17 protein-coding genes are annotated in these 14,440 nt (G+C 61.2%); 4 read left to right on the top strand and 13 right to left on the bottom strand.

The annotated features are described in order from the left end of the window. Positions 1-5: 5 nt before the first annotated feature. Genes AB4Z19_RS06940 through mltG form a run of 5 tightly spaced genes read right to left on the bottom strand, consistent with a single transcriptional unit; the run spans position 6 to position 3,525 of the window. Positions 6-512 (bottom strand): GNAT family N-acetyltransferase, encoded by a 507-nt coding sequence (locus tag AB4Z19_RS06940; RefSeq protein WP_442027584.1) that lies wholly within the window; start codon positions 510-512, stop codon positions 6-8. 8 nt (positions 513-520) lie between these two features. Further along, positions 521-898 (bottom strand): PilZ domain-containing protein, encoded by a 378-nt coding sequence (locus AB4Z19_RS06935; RefSeq protein ID WP_442027583.1) that lies wholly within the window; start codon positions 896-898, stop codon positions 521-523. A 10-nt stretch (positions 899-908) separates the two neighbouring features. Beyond that, positions 909-1,928 (bottom strand): DNA polymerase III subunit delta', encoded by a 1,020-nt coding sequence (locus AB4Z19_RS06930; RefSeq protein ID WP_442027581.1) that lies wholly within the window; start codon positions 1,926-1,928, stop codon positions 909-911. Continuing rightward, positions 1,925-2,539 carry a dTMP kinase gene (gene tmk, locus AB4Z19_RS06925; RefSeq protein ID WP_442027580.1) on the bottom strand — a complete coding sequence of 205 codons (615 nt, stop codon included), beginning with the start codon at positions 2,537-2,539 and terminating at the stop codon, positions 1,925-1,927. The genes AB4Z19_RS06930 and tmk overlap by 4 nt, the downstream gene beginning before the upstream one ends. Beyond that, positions 2,536-3,525, bottom strand: coding sequence for an endolytic transglycosylase MltG (mltG, locus tag AB4Z19_RS06920; RefSeq protein ID WP_442034773.1), 990 nt, complete (start codon positions 3,523-3,525; stop codon positions 2,536-2,538). Before mltG ends, tmk begins: the two co-directional genes overlap by 4 nt. 155 nt (positions 3,526-3,680) lie before the next feature. Between mltG and ygfZ the strand changes: the two genes are divergently transcribed. From ygfZ to AB4Z19_RS06905, 3 genes are read left to right on the top strand one after another with little or no spacing between them, the layout of a single operon-like run. Next, on the top strand, positions 3,681-4,688 hold the full coding sequence (ygfZ, locus tag AB4Z19_RS06915; RefSeq protein WP_442028946.1) for a CAF17-like 4Fe-4S cluster assembly/insertion protein YgfZ: 1,008 nt from the start codon (positions 3,681-3,683) through the stop codon (positions 4,686-4,688). A 2-nt stretch (positions 4,689-4,690) separates the two neighbouring features. Continuing rightward, on the top strand, positions 4,691-4,984 hold the full coding sequence (locus tag AB4Z19_RS06910; protein WP_442028947.1) for a DUF4936 family protein: 294 nt from the start codon (positions 4,691-4,693) through the stop codon (positions 4,982-4,984). Continuing rightward, the gene (locus AB4Z19_RS06905; RefSeq protein ID WP_442028948.1) at positions 4,975-5,808 is read left to right on the top strand and encodes an NRDE family protein; all 834 of its coding nucleotides are present in this window, start codon (positions 4,975-4,977) and stop codon (positions 5,806-5,808) included. The genes AB4Z19_RS06910 and AB4Z19_RS06905 overlap by 10 nt, the downstream gene beginning before the upstream one ends. Here the strand turns inward: AB4Z19_RS06905 and AB4Z19_RS06900 are convergent. Genes AB4Z19_RS06900 through AB4Z19_RS06865 form a run of 8 tightly spaced genes read right to left on the bottom strand, consistent with a single transcriptional unit; the run spans position 5,805 to position 12,518 of the window. Then, positions 5,805-6,053 (bottom strand): hypothetical protein, encoded by a 249-nt coding sequence (locus tag AB4Z19_RS06900; protein ID WP_442028949.1) that lies wholly within the window; start codon positions 6,051-6,053, stop codon positions 5,805-5,807. The genes AB4Z19_RS06905 and AB4Z19_RS06900 overlap by 4 nt on opposite strands. 13 nt (positions 6,054-6,066) lie before the next feature. After that, positions 6,067-6,492: a GNAT family N-acetyltransferase gene (locus AB4Z19_RS06895; RefSeq protein ID WP_442028950.1), complete on the bottom strand. Its 426-nt coding sequence runs from the start codon at positions 6,490-6,492 to the stop codon at positions 6,067-6,069. Between the two features lie 21 nt (positions 6,493-6,513). After that, positions 6,514-7,419 (bottom strand): SDR family oxidoreductase, encoded by a 906-nt coding sequence (locus AB4Z19_RS06890; protein ID WP_442034772.1) that lies wholly within the window; start codon positions 7,417-7,419, stop codon positions 6,514-6,516. Next, positions 7,420-8,415, bottom strand: coding sequence for an NADP-dependent oxidoreductase (locus AB4Z19_RS06885; protein WP_442028961.1), 996 nt, complete (start codon positions 8,413-8,415; stop codon positions 7,420-7,422). 9 nt (positions 8,416-8,424) lie between these two features. After that, positions 8,425-9,207 carry an SDR family oxidoreductase gene (locus AB4Z19_RS06880; protein ID WP_442028962.1) on the bottom strand — a complete coding sequence of 261 codons (783 nt, stop codon included), beginning with the start codon at positions 9,205-9,207 and terminating at the stop codon, positions 8,425-8,427. 9 nt (positions 9,208-9,216) lie between these two features. Then, complete coding sequence (locus tag AB4Z19_RS06875) at positions 9,217-9,519, bottom strand: Dabb family protein (protein WP_442028963.1); 303 nt, start codon at positions 9,517-9,519, stop codon at positions 9,217-9,219. Positions 9,520-9,528: 9 nt separating this feature from the next. Then, positions 9,529-11,325 carry an acyl-CoA dehydrogenase gene (locus tag AB4Z19_RS06870; protein ID WP_442034770.1) on the bottom strand — a complete coding sequence of 599 codons (1,797 nt, stop codon included), beginning with the start codon at positions 11,323-11,325 and terminating at the stop codon, positions 9,529-9,531. Positions 11,326-11,339: 14 nt separating this feature from the next. Next, positions 11,340-12,518, bottom strand: coding sequence for an acetyl-CoA C-acyltransferase (locus AB4Z19_RS06865; protein ID WP_442029596.1), 1,179 nt, complete (start codon positions 12,516-12,518; stop codon positions 11,340-11,342). A gap of 177 nt (positions 12,519-12,695) precedes the next feature. Between AB4Z19_RS06865 and AB4Z19_RS06860 the strand changes: the two genes are divergently transcribed. Continuing rightward, positions 12,696-14,399 (top strand): MFS transporter, encoded by a 1,704-nt coding sequence (locus AB4Z19_RS06860; protein WP_442034768.1) that lies wholly within the window; start codon positions 12,696-12,698, stop codon positions 14,397-14,399. Positions 14,400-14,440: the final 41 nt, after the last annotated feature.

Below are 14,440 nucleotides of genomic sequence, written 5' to 3'. Positions count from 1 at the left end.
CGGGTTCAGGCAACGCGCTTGCCGAGGATGATCAGATCGCGTTCGATGCCATCCAAATTCGCGACGCGCGGGAAATTGGCCCAGGTATCGAAGCCGAATTTGCGGAACAGGCCGAGCGACGGCTGGTTGTGGCCGAAGATGAAGCCCAGCAGCGTGTGGACCTTGATCTGCGGCGCGAAGGCGATGGCTTCGGTCAGGGCGTACTTGCCGACGCCTTTGCCGCGCCAGATTTCGTCGATGTAGATCGAGACTTCGGCGGTGCCGGAGTACGCCGGGCGGCCGTAGAAGTTCGAATACGAGATCCAGCCGACGATCCCGTCGCGGCCCTCTTCTTCGATGATCCACAGTGGACGGCGGTCCGGCGTGTGTTCGTGGAACCAGTTTAGACGCGACTCGACTGATACCGGTTCGGTATCGGCCGTCACTTCGCGCGAAGCGATGGTGCTGTTGTAGATGGCGACGATCGTCGGCAGATCGTCAAGCGTGGCAATGCGGTGGCGGAACTGCGTCATGCAAAAAGTCAGAGAGTATGGGTGGCACGGGACGAGCGCAGCGCGGCGCCCAGGATTTCTTCGATGCGCAGGCGGGTGCGCTTGCCGGTTTCATCGTCCGGAAAGTGTACGCCAATGCCCTGCGTCTTGTTGTTGTGCGCGCTGGCAGGCGTGATCCAAGCCACCTTGCCGGCAATTGCATATTTGTTCGGGTCGTCCATCAGCGTCAGCAGCAGATAGATTTCATCGCCTACTTTGTACGGCTTTTGCGTCGGCACGAACATGCCGCCGTTTTTCAGGAAGGGCATATAGGCCGCGTACAGGGCCGCCTTCTCCTTGATCGCCAGCGACAGCACCGTGGGCCGGTTGATCGGCACGGTGTTTGGATCGTTTGGGCTAGCGCTCATTCAATTCCTTTCAGGTACAGCACGAAGTATAGTCAAGCAGCATATCCTCGATAAATAGCTTGGGCGACAGCGGATGGTCCGATGTCGCGCGGCGTTCGGTGGCTCCTTTCAGCGCTGCCATCAGCCGGCTGACGTGGACCTTGTCGGCCAGCCCGGCCAGCTCACGCTGGTAACGTGGATAATAACGGATGTTTCCTGACAGTTTGTACGAAAAAACATCATAAAGCCAGCGCTGTTGCCAGGATACAAGTGCTGAAAGTGGCACTTTTTGCAACTTGTCGGCAGTGCGCAACGCCCCTTCGACGCTTGGATGCGCCAGGTATTGCAGGAAACTGTCCAATTCTTCGCGGTTGCCCGTTTCGGCCTGGGCCGCAGCGGCCAGCGGCGATCCGCCCTGTTCGCGCAGCCAGGAATCGGCCTCCGGTACGCCCTGCTCTTTCAGCCAGGCCAGCGCTTCCGCGTGGTTCGGCATCGGCATGGCGAATTTGCGGCAACGCGACAGAATGGTCGGCAGCAGACGGTCCAGCGAGTTCGACGCCAACAGGAATACGGTGCCTGGCGGCGGCTCTTCCAGCGTTTTCAGCAAAGCGTTCGAGGCTGGCATATTCAAGGCTTCGGCGGGATACAGCACCACCACACGCAAGCCTTGCCGGTGGGTCGAGATATTCATGAAATCCGCCAGGGAGCGGATCTGTTCGATCTTGATTTCTTTGGATGGCGTTTTCGACTTCTTTTTGTCCTCGCCGGCCTCGGCGTCGTCGCTGGGATCATCCTCCATCGATTCAGGGCGGATGCGGCGATAGTCCGGGTGGTTCTGCTGCAGGAACCAGCCGCAGGACGCGCATTCGCCGCAGGCATGGCCATCGGGGCGCACGCTCTCGCACAGCAGCGCCTGCGCGAACTGCTCGATGAAATCCGCCTTGCCGATGCCCGCCGCGCCGTGGAACAGAATGGCGTGCGGCATGCGCTCGCGCAGCGTTTGCAGTTGCCGCCAGGCGTTCTGCTGCCAAGGATAGATCTGGCCGCTCATGCCAGCTTGCCCACGATGCCGGCCAGCTCGCGCTGGATATCTTCAATGCTGCGCGTCGAATCGATCACGCGGAAGCGCTGCGGAAATTCGGCCGCCCGGCGCAGGTACTCATTGCGGGTGGCGTTGAAGAAGTCTGCCTTTTCGCGTTCGAAGCGGTCCAGGTCGCGGGTGGCATCCAGACGGGCACGCGCCACTTCCAGCGGCACGTCAAACAGGATGGTCAGGTCAGGCTCAAGGTCGGCATGAACCCAGTGCGCCATGGTTTCCAGCTTGTGACGGCTCAGGCCACGGCCGCCGCCCTGGTAGGCAAAGCTGGCGTCGGTGAAGCGATCGGAAATGACCCAGGCGCCGCGGTCCAGCGCCGGCTGGATTACTTGCGCAATGTGTTCACGACGGCTGGCGAAGACCAGCAGGGTTTCGGTCTCGACGTGCATGGCCTCGTGCAGCCACAGCTCGCGCAGCTTTTCGCCCAGCGGGGTGCCGCCCGGTTCGCGGGAGCTCACCAGTTCCACGCCGCGTGCCCGGATCAGGTCGCTGACGTACTGGATATGGGTGGATTTGCCGGCGCCGTCGATGCCTTCGAAGGTGATGAATTTACCGCGTTGGGTCATTGTCTCTGGTACTGGTTCACCGCCCGGTTATGGTCGGTCAGGTTGTCTGAAAACTGGCTCGTGCCATTGCCGCGCGATACAAAGTACAGGGCGCCGGATTTGGCCGGCGTCATGGCCGCCATCAGCGACTGCACGCCCGGCAGCGAAATCGGCGTCGGCGGCAGGCCGGTGCGCACATAGGTATTGTAAGGGGTGTCCGTTTCCAGATCCTTTTTGCGGATGTTGCCATCGAACTTGTCACCCATGCCGTAAATCACGGTGGGATCGGTCTGAAGCAGCATGCCAAGCTTCAGGCGATTGACGAAGACAGCGGCAATCATGGAGCGCTCGGACTTCTGGCCGGTTTCCTTTTCCACGATGGAGGCCATGGTCAGCGCTTCATACGGGCTGGAATACGGCAGGTTCGGCGCACGCTTTTCCCAGGCTTCGGCCAGGCGCTGCATCAGCATGATGTGCGCCTGCTTGAAGATCTGCAGCTCGCTGGAGCCTTTGGCGAACAGGTAGGTGTCCGGGAAGAACAGGCCTTCAGGACTCTTGAAGTCCGGATTTACGCGCGCCATCAGCTCCTTGTCGCTCAGGTCCGCCGTATCATGCTTCAGGCCTTTGTGGCCGGCTATGGCGGCGCGCATCTGCTTGAAGGTCCAGCCTTCGATGATGGTCAGCGACTCCTGCGCGAACTCGCCCCTCACCAGCTGGTCCATCAGCCGCAGAGGCGTCGTGTTCGGTTTCAGCTCATAGGAACCGGCCTTCAGCTTATTGCTCTTGCCCGTGAAGCGGGCCAGCATATTGAACATGAAGGGCTGGATCGGCACACCCGCAGCGGCCATCTGCTGGCCTGCCGCGCCGGCGCCGCTACCTTTATTGATCGTGAATTCGATCGCCGGTTCCTCGGTCGTGATGGGCTCTTGTGCCCACCAGGCGAATCCCGCTGCAACTGCCGCGGCAGCCACTACTCCCAATGCGATCGTTTTTGTTATAAATGCCATGTCACTAGTTTGTTGCGAATGATCGTTCGTTAACCGAATATTGAACCAGTTTCGCTCCCGATGTAAGCGTTTTCGGAGCGTCCGGCGGAAATTTCGGGAGATCACTATAATGAGCCCATAATGATACTGCCTTCACGGTCAAAATATTGGATTTTATGAACAGCTGGAATCAACTTTTAATACAGGAACAAGAACCACTGACCACTGCCCGCCTCGCCGTGGGCTTTGTTGCCCCGGTCACCGATCAGGGCCTGATCGCTTTCACCGGCGAAGAATCTGCCAGTTTCCTGCACAATCAGTTGACCAATGACGTGGAGCGTCTGGGCCAGGATGAGGTGCGCCTTGCCGCCTATTGCTCTCCCAAGGGCCGCATCATGGCTTCTTTCCTGATGTGGCGCAATGACGATTCCGTCTTCCTGCAACTGCCGCGTGCCATCCAGGCGCCGATCCAGAAACGCCTGCAGATGTTCGTGCTGCGCTCCAAGACCAAACCTGCAGACGTGACCGACAACTATGTCGCCCTCGGCCTCGGCGGCGGCATGGCGGAAGCGGTGCTGCAAACCTGGTTTGATGTGCTGCCGAACCGCCCATATTCAAGGATCGATCACCCGCTGGGCACACTGCTGCGCGTAGCCGATGCTTTCGGCGCGCCGCGCTACCTGTGGCTGACCACCGCCGAAACGGCAACGATGGCCGCACCAGTGCTGGCCGATCGCCTGATCGTTGGCGGCAATGAAACCTGGCGCCTGGCCGATATCCACGCCGGCGTGGCGCAGATTGGCCCCGGTACGCAGGAGCAGTTCGTGCCGCAAATGGTTAACCTGGAACTGCTGGGTGGCGTCAATTTCAAGAAGGGATGCTATCCCGGCCAGGAAATCGTGGCCCGCAGCCAGTACCTCGGCAAGCTGAAACGCCGCACGGCACTGGTCACCATCGCCAGCGCGGACGTTGCGCCGGGCGCTGAAGTCTTCACGCCTGCCGATCCTGAGCAGCCTTGCGGCATGGTGGTCAACACCGCGCCCAATGGCGAGGGCGGCGTGGACGCGCTGGTTGAAATGAAACTGGATGCAATCGAGCAGGCGGATGTGCGTCTGGGCTCGGCCACCGGCCCCGCCCTGCAATTCCTGCCGATGCCCTACGTGCTGGATAAGCTCGACGTCTGAGCATGTTCGATCTGTACATCTATTACCAGGTGCGCGAGGCCGATGCCGGCGCATTGCAGCCCCTGGTCGCGGCCATGCAGTCAAAGCTGGCCGCGCGCTACTCCCTGGCGCCGCAATTGAAACGGCGCCCGCAAGCCAAAGACGGCTTGCAGACCTGGATGGAGGTTTATCCCGCCACGCCGGACGGCTTCGATGCCGTGCTGGCGCAGGCCGTGGCTGAAGCAGGTCTGGTGGCATTGACCGCCGGTCTTCGCCACGTGGAAGTATTTACGGATTTAGTGTCACCATGTGTTTGATTGTCTTCGCCTGGCAGGTTGTGCCGGGTGTGCCGCTGATTGCCGCGGCCAACCGCGACGAGTTCTACGAGCGCGCGACCGCGCCGGCCGCGTCATGGCCGGAGTTTCCTCATGTTTTCGCGGGCCGCGACCTGAAGGCCGGCGGCAGCTGGATGGGCATCACGCGCCCTGCTTCGGCCGACTGTTCCAGCGCCGACGAGCCGGTCGTGCGTGCGGACTGCCATGGCACGTCCGAGCCCGATCCGGCCGCCGCGCCAGCCGATGCTGCCGTAACGCCATCGCGCTTTGCCGCCATTACCAACGTCCGCAATCCGCTCGATCATCGCGATGACGCGCCTTCGCGTGGCCATCTGGTGACCGATTTCCTGCAAGGCGAGCTGTCGGCGCGTGACTACGTTGCGCAAATCGCCGGCGGCGCATCGTACTACAACGGCTTCAACCTGATTCTGTGCGACGGCAAAGAGCTGGTGTGGTATTCGAATAAAGGCGAAGGTGATGCGCGCAACGGCCAGCCGTTGGCGCCGGGCGTGTATGGCCTGTCCAACGGCTTGCTGGACTCGCCATGGCCGAAGGTGCTGAAGACGAAGGCGCAGTTTGCCAGCATGCTGTGCCTGGGCGCACCGGAAGATGCCTATTTTGAGATGCTGTCGGACACGGCGACCGTGCCGGACATGCGCCTGCCCGACACCGGCGTCCCGATCGAATGGGAGCGTCTGCTGTCAGCGGTGAAGATTGAATCGCCGAATTACGGCACGCGCAGCTCCACGGTGGTCAAGCTGTATGCCAGCGCACCCGGCCTGCTGCACGAGGTTACGGTCCGTTAAGGCAAAGGCTCACGCACGCAGGACGGCTTGGCGCTGCCGTCCGACTTGCACCAGATGAGCGTCCGCGTGCCCGTGTCCACCGTGTAGAAATGCGTGCTGCCGGCTGACGAAGCGGCGGCCGCGGCGGGCCATGCGCCCGCACCGCCATACTGCGCGTGGGCGTTGGGGAAGCTGTTGATCGAACCTGCGATATAGCCGGCGCCAAATACGCCGGCAACTGCCAGTGCTGCGAACACACGCTTCATAGCGCCCTCCGCCTCAGAAGTAATAGACCATCTCGATGTGGGGAATGCCTGCTTCGTAAAACACATCGCCCTGTGCGGCGAAACCGTGGGCGAGGTAGAAATCCGCTGCGTGGGTTTGTGCGCTCAGAATGACGCGCTCGTCGCCGCGCTCCTCCGCCCTGGCCATCAAGCCTTTCAACAGCGCGCCGCCAACCCCGGTGCCGCGCGCAGTGCGCAGCACGGCCATACGGCCGATATGGCCATCCGGCAGCAGGCGGCCTGTGCCAATCGCTTTGCCGTCAGCGAAAGCCACGGCGTGGACGCAGACCGCGTCCTTGTCATCCATTTCCAGATCGGCGGGAACGTTCTGTTCCTGCACGAAGACCTCCAGGCGGATCGGCTTGGCGTCCGCCTGCATGCTTGCCCAGTCGCCGAAGCGAATATCGTGTTGTGTGCTCATGGGCGTGATTGTCGCAGGATTTCAGCCCGCGCGCATCTTCGCCAGCAGGGCCTCCCGGATCTGCGGCGTGGCTGCGTAAGGATCGCTCGGGTTCTGCTGGTTCACCATATCCTTCATGCGCTGCTCCACGCCGCCCAGGGCTTGCGGATGGGTGAAGATGTAGAAGCGGTCGTCGGCAACGGCTTCGAACGTCAGCTCTGCGACGTCCGCCGCAGTCAACTTGCCGGAGTTGACGGCCTTGTCGACCAGCGACTGTGCGGCCAGCTGGCTGGCGGTGGGCGGCGCGGTCATGCGCACATCGCTTGGACGATTGCGGTGCGACTGACCGATCCCGGTCGGGACGAAATATGGGCACAGTACCGAAGCACTGATGGGCGCCTGCACCAGCTGCAGATCCTGGTACAACGTTTCGCTCAGTGTGACCACCGCGTGCTTGGACACGTTGTACACGCCCATGGCTGGCATGCTCATGGTGCCCGCCATCGACGAGGTGTTGACGATATGGCCCTCATAATCCGGATCGTTCTTCGCGCATTCGAACATCAGGCGGGTGAAGATGCGCACGCCGTGGATGACGCCCCAGACGTTCACGCCCATCACCCATTCCCAATCGGCTTCCGAGTTCTCCCAGATCAGGCCACCGGAACCGACACCGGCGTTGTTGAACACCAGGTGCACCGCGCCGAATTCCTTCATCGTGGCATCGGCAAGCGCCTGTACATCGGCACTCTTGCGCACATCACAGACAAGGCCAAACGCCTGGGCGCCCTGCTCGCGCAGCTCCTGCACCGTGCGTTCCAGCGCGTCGGCCTGCACGTCCGCCAGCGCGATCTTCATGCCCAGCTGGTGGGCCTTGATGGCAAATTCACGTCCGAAACCGCTTGCTCCGCCGGTGATGACGGCGACCTTGTCTTTGAAGTTTTTCATTTAGATGAGCTTCACCAGTTGTTTGCCGAAGTTCTTGCCCTTCAGGAGTCCCATCAGCGCTTCCGGCGCCGAGGCCAACCCTTGCGACACCGATTCGCGGTACTTCATCTGGCCCGTTGCGACCAGTTTGCCCAGTTCGGTCAAGCCTTGCGGCCACAGGTCCAGATGCTCGGTCACGATAAAACCACGCAGCGAAACGCGGTTGGTCAGCAACAGGCGCGGATTACGCAGCGGGATGTCTTCGCCGTTGTAGCCGGCCGCCATGCCGCACAGCGCGATGCGGGCAAAGGCATTGCTGCGGCCGAGTGCCGCGTCAAACACGGCGCCGCCGACGTTTTCGAAGATGCCATCGACACCATCCGGCGTTGCGGCAGCGAGATCGGTTTCCAGATTGCCTGTGCGGTAGTCGATGCAGGCATCGAAGCCCAGCTCATTCACCACGAAATCGCACTTTTCCTTGCCGCCCGCGATACCAACCGCGCGCGCGCCCGCCAGTTTCGCCAGTTGGCCAACCGTGGCGCCAACCGCGCCGCTGGCTGCCGAGACGACTACGGTTTCGCCAGCCTTCGGTGCGATGATCTTGTTCACGCCATACCAGGCGGTCATACCAGGCATGCCGACAACGCCAAGATAGGCGGAGGCCGGAATGTGCGTCGTGTCCACCTTGCGCAGCGCCGCGCCATCGGACACGCTCATCTCGGCCCAGCCGAACATGCCGGCCACGAAATCGCCCACGGCGAATTTCGGGTTCTTCGATTCGACCACTTCACCGACCGTGCCGCCGATCATGGTTTCGTTCAGCGGCTGCGGCGCAGCGTAACTCTTGGCGTCGCTCATGCGGCCGCGCATATACGGGTCCAGCGACAGGAAGTGATTGCGCACCAGGATCTGGCCTTCGCTCAGCGCCGGAGTCTCGGCCGTCTCAAGGCGGAAGTTTCCAGCTTCGACTTCACCGCGCGGGCGGGAAGCAAGGACAATGCGTTGATAGGTCGCCATGCTGTCTCCTTAAACTGCCGAGACGCCGCCATCGACGGCCAGCGTCTGGCCCGTGATGTGCCGGCCCGCATCGGATGCGAACAGCACCACCGCGCCTTTGAGGTCTTCGTCACCGCCCAGCCGGTGCAACGGCGTTTCCGCTTCCAGCTTCTCTTCGCCAATGGCCTTCAGTACGCCAGCGCTCATCTTCGAAGGGAAGAAGCCAGGGGCAATCGCGTTCACATTGATGCCATGCTCGCCCCATTCGCCCGCCAGTGTTCGTGTGAAGTTGATTACGGCGCCCTTCGAAGTATTGTAGGCGATGGTTTTCATCGTGCCAGGAGCATTCCCAGCCAGGCCGGCAATCGATGCGATATTGATGATACGGCCGCTCTTGCACGGGATCATGGACTTCTTGCCGACTGCCTGCGACATCAGGAAAATACTGCGGATGTTCAGGTTCATTACCTTGTCCCAGGCCTCCAGCGGATAGTCTTCCGCGGCGGCGCCCCAGGTTGCGCCGGCATTGTTGATCAGGATATCGATATGGCCGAGATGCGCCAGGGCGCCGTCCACCAGCGGCTCGATCGACGATTCCTTGCCCAGATCCGCTGCAATGGCATGCGCTTCGATACCATGCTCGCGCAGCGTGGCGACGGCTTCATCGAGTTCCGCCTGCTTGCGTGCCGAGATCACGATCTTTGCGCCTTGTTCGCCAAGTGCCAGCGCCATTTGCAGGCCGAGACCACGCGAGCCGCCGGTCACCAGCGCAGTTTTGCCTTTGAGGCTGAAGAGTTCCTGGGTCGTGCGCATTGCGTCTCCTTAAACGGTGTAATCCATGCACTGGCGCGCTTCGCGTACGGCGCCAAAGAAAGGCTTGAGAGCCTGGTGCTGAGGGTGAATCTGGTAGGCGTCCAGCGCTGCCTTGTCGGCGAATTCGGAATACAGCACGATATCGTAAGTCGCTTCCAGGCCCTCTTCGGCGATGGCCACTTCCAGCTTCAGGATGCCGGGGACAATGCCCGCGCAGGCTTCCAGCTGCTCCTTCATTTTTTTCGCATTGGTGGCGCGATCGGCGCCCTCGGCGTGGTCTTTCAGCTTCCACATGACGATGTGTTTGATCATTTCAACTCCTCAGAACCACGCATCCTGCATATCGAGCGTAGTGGTATCAAGGCTGTCCAGCAGATCCAGTTGTACGTGGACCTTGGGCAGCTCCCATTGGTAGAAATAGCGGCAGGCTTGCAGCTTGCCGCGATAGAAATCGGATGGCTCGGCGCTCGTGGCCACGATGGCTTGCTCCAGCCAGATCCAGGCGACGATCACGTGGCCGACTGCTTCCAGATAAGCCGTAGCGTTGGCCAGCGTCTTGTTCGTGTCGCCCGCAGCATACAGCGTTTGCGTGACTTCTTCCACGCGGCGCCACGCCGCATCGAGCGCATTGGCATGCGCGGCCAGCGTGGCGACATCCGCCGCCTTATCCACTGTGGCGCGCAGTTCGGACGCAAACGCCTTGAACAGCGCACCATCCTTTAAAGCGACTTTGCGCCCCAGCAGATCCAGCCCGTGAATGCCATGTGTGCCTTCGTGGATGGAGTTCAGGCGATTGTCGCGATACAGCTGCTCGACATTGTATTCGCGCGTGTAGCCATAGCCGCCATGCACCTGAATCGCCAGGCTGTTCGCCTCCACGCACCATTGCGAAGGCCAGGATTTGGTGATCGGCGTCAGGAACTCCAGCAAACGCGCGGCGCGTTCGCGGTCCTCGGCCGTTTCAGCGGTCTGCTGTTCGTCCACCAGCCTGGCGCTGTACAGCACGAGGCCAAGCGCGCCTTCCACGTAAGCTTTCTGCGCCAGCAGCATGCGCCGCACATCGGTATGTTTGATGATCGGCAGCTGCGGCGCGGAAGGATCTTTGGCGGCGGGATGACGGCCTTGCGGGCGATTGCGTGCATAGTCCAGCGATAGCAGATAGCCCGTGTAGCCCAGCATCGCCGCGCCCATGCCGACACCAATGCGCGCCTCGTTCATCATGTGGAACATATTGACCAGGCCATGATTCGGCTGGCCGACCAGGAAGCCGATCGCACCGGCCGCGCCGCCCGGCCGGTACTTGCCTTCACCGAAGTTGAGCAGGCAGTTGGTCGTTCCCCGATTACCCATCTTGTGGTTCAAGCCTGCCAGCGCGATGTCATTGCGCTCGCCATCGGGTAGGAATTTCGGCACGAGGAACAGCGAAATCCCTTTCACACCGGGGATCAGTTTGCCGTGCGCGTCCGGAATCTTGGCCAGAACGAGATGGACAATGTTCTCGGCCAATTCGTGTTCACCGGCGGAGATCCACATCTTGTTGCCGCGCAGGCGATACCGCCCTTCCCCATCCGCTTCTGCGTGCGTGGTAATGTCGGACAGGCTGGAACCGGCCTGCGGCTCGGACAGGCACATGGTGCCGAAATAGCGGCCTTCCAGCATCGGCATGACGTAGCGCTCGATCTGCTCCGGCGAACCACATTTGAGCAGCGTGTTTGCATTCGCCATCGTCAGGAAGGTGTAGGCAGCTGTCGCGACATTGGCAGCCGTGAAGTAGCCGGCCAGCACGCGGTCCACAACATAAGGTAGCTGCATGCCGCCCTGTTCGTAGTCGTGGCCCGCCGCCATCAGACCTGCCGCCGAGAAGGCATCCAGCGCCTGTTTCACCTCAGGGATGATCCGCACGGCGCCGTCGGGGCCAACGTGCGGCTCCTGCTGGTCATTCTTCTTGTTGTGGGGGGCGAACAGCTCGGTCGCGATCTGTTCGGCGGTATCGAGGGCGGCGTCGAAGCTCTCCCGGTTGTGGTCCTGGAAGCGTGGACGCGCTGTTAGCGCCTTCACGTCCAGCCATTCATACAGGAGAAATTCGACGTCCCGGCGCGACAGCAGTTTCGATTGCATGGCGCCTCGCGCGATCAGACGATTTCGAACAGGCCTGCCGCACCCTGGCCGCCGCCAATACACATGGTGACCACCACGTATTTGGCGCCGCGGCGCTTGCCTTCGATCAGTGCGTGGCCGGTCATGCGCGCGCCGGATACGCCGTAAGGGTGGCCCACTGCGATCGCGCCGCCGTTCACATTCAGGCGATCCATCGGGATGCCCAGTTTGTCGGCGCAGTACAGCACCTGCACGGCAAAGGCTTCGTTCAATTCCCATAGGCCGATGTCCTCGACCTTCAGACCGGCTTTCTTCAGCAGCTTCGGCACCGCGAAGATCGGGCCGATGCCCATTTCGTCCGGCTCGCAGCCGGCCACGGCAAAGCCGCGGAAGATACCCAGCGGCGTCAGGCTTTTCGCCGCTGCCGCCCGATCGCTCATCAACACCGCAACCGAGGCGCCATCCGAGAACTGGCTGGCGTTGCCCGCCGTGATCACACCGCCCGGCATCGCAGTGCGAATCTTGGACACGCCTTCCAGCGTCGTATCGGCGCGGATGCCTTCGTCGGCCGAGATGGTCACTTCGCGCGTTCCCAGGGTGCCGGTCGACTTGTCGGCCACGCCCATCACGGTGGTCATCGGCACGATTTCAGCGTCAAACAGGCCGGCCGCCTGGGCGGCAGCCGCGCGCTGCTGGCTTTGCACGCCGTATTCGTCCTGGCGCTCCTTGCTGATGCCATAACGCTTGGCCACGATTTCCGCCGTTTGCAGCATCGGCAGATAGATTTCCGGCTTGTGCTGATTCAGCCAGACGTCCTTATACATGTGCATATTCATCTCCTGCTGCACACAGGAGATCGACTCCACGCCGCCCGCCGCATAAATCTCGCCTTCGCCCGCGATGATGCGCTGAGCTGCGGTGGCGATGGTTTGCAGGCCAGACGAGCAGAAACGGTTGATGGTCATGCCCGGCACGGTAACGGGTGCGCCGGCGCGGATGGCGATCTGGCGCGCGATATTGCCGCCGGTCGCGCCTTCCGGATTGGCGCAGCCCATGATCACGTCTTCGATCTCGCCCGCCTCGATATTGGCGCGGGTGATTGCCGCCTGCAGCACGTGGCCGCCCAGGGTTGCGCCATGGGTCATGTTGAAGGCGCCTTTCCAGGATTTCGCCAGGCCGGTACGGGCGGTCGATACGATGACGGCATCAGTCATTTGGAGTCTCCTTGATAATGTATCCATCGAGAATAACACATTAAAGCACGGTCGTTCGCTAATATTTTTGTAAGTTTTGCGTAAGTTTCAAGCAAGCATGACGTAAGGTTAAGAGTCCAGACTCCATGATGCCGGTTATGTATTTGGCATTCTAAATAAATGGAGGAGACACACATCATGGCAATTAGCTCTGGCACCGCAGACATGCGCAAGATGGGGAACGGTAAAGCGTCCCCCATGACCGCTGAAGAAAAGAAGGTCATCTTCGCATCGTCGCTGGGTACCGTGTTCGAATGGTACGACTTTTACCTGTACGGTTCGCTGGCCGCAATCATCGCCAAGCAGTTCTTCATCGGCGATCCGACCACCACCTTCATTTTTGCGCTGCTGGCATTTGCGGCAGGCTTTATCGTGCGTCCCTTCGGCGCACTGGTGTTTGGCCGCCTCGGCGACATGATCGGCCGTAAGTATACCTTCCTGATCACCATTCTCATCATGGGTATGTCGACCTTCATCGTCGGCCTTCTGCCTGGGCACGCCCAGATCGGCATTGCGGCGCCGATTATCCTGGTCTCTCTGCGTATTCTGCAAGGCCTGGCACTGGGCGGCGAATACGGCGGTGCAGCGACCTACGTGGCGGAACATGCGCCACACGGCAAGCGCGGCATCTTCACTTCCTGGATTCAGACTACCGCGACTCTGGGCCTGTTCCTGTCGCTGCTGGTGATTCTGGGCACCCGTACCGCGATCGGCGAGGAAGCCTTCAATGCCTGGGGTTGGCGCGTGCCGTTCCTGGTATCGGTTCTGCTGCTGGGTATCTCGGTGTGGATTCGTCTGTCGATGAACGAGTCCCCGGCGTTCGCCAAGATGAAGGCTGAAGGCAAGACCTCCAAAGCCCCACTGAGCGAATCCTTCGGCCAATGGCGCAACCTGAAGATCGTGATCCTGGCCCTGATCGGTCTGACCATGGGCCAGGCGGTCGTGTGGTACACCGGCCAGTTCTACGCCCTGTTCTTCATGACCCAGGTGCTGAAAGTCGATGGCCCCAACGCCAACCTGATGACCGCTCTGTCCCTGGCGCTGGCGACCCCGTTCTTCATCTTCTTCGGCTCCCTGTCGGACAAGATCGGCCGCAAGTGGATCATCCTGGGTGGCTGCATTCTGGCCGCGGCGACTTACTTCCCGCTGTTCGGCGCCCTGACCCACTACGGCAATCCGCAGCTGGAATCGGCATTGAAGAACTCCCCAGTGGTGGTGGTGGCTGATCCGGCCTCCTGCCACTTCCAGTTCAACATGACCGGCACCAAGAAATTCCCATCCTCCTGCGATATCGCGACCGGCATGCTGACCGGTTCGTCCGTGGCGTACACCCGCCAGGATGCACCTGCTGGTTCCGTGGCCGTGATCAAAGTCGGCGACAAGGAAATCAATGCCTTCAACGCAGTGATGACCCCGGATGGGCTGAACTTCGACAAGGCCAGCAAGGACAACGAAGCTGCCATGAAGAAGGAAGTGTCGGCCGCCGTCAAGGCTGCGGGCTACCCTGCCAAGGCTGATGAAGCGCAGATGAACAAACCGATGATGGTCCTGATCCTGTTCATCCTGGTGCTGTATGTGACCATGGTGTACGGCCCGATCGCAGCCATGCTGGTGGAACTGTTCCCGACCCGCATCCGCTACACCTCGATGTCCCTGCCATACCACATCGGTAACGGCTGGTTCGGCGGCCTGCTGCCAACCATCTCGTTCTCGCTGGTGGCGTTCAAGGGCGACATCTACTACGGTCTGTGGTATCCGATCGTGATTGCTCTGATCACCGCGGTGATCGGCGCGCTGTTCGTCCGTGAAACCAAGGACAACGACATCTACGCGGCGGACTGATTCTCGCCGCTGTCAATCAGAAGGCCGCCTTCGGGCGGCCT

Source organism: Pseudoduganella sp. RAF19 (assembly GCF_052114165.1).
GTDB lineage: Bacteria > Pseudomonadota > Gammaproteobacteria > Burkholderiales > Burkholderiaceae_D > Rugamonas.
This window is presented reverse-complemented; position numbering and strand designations above follow the sequence as displayed.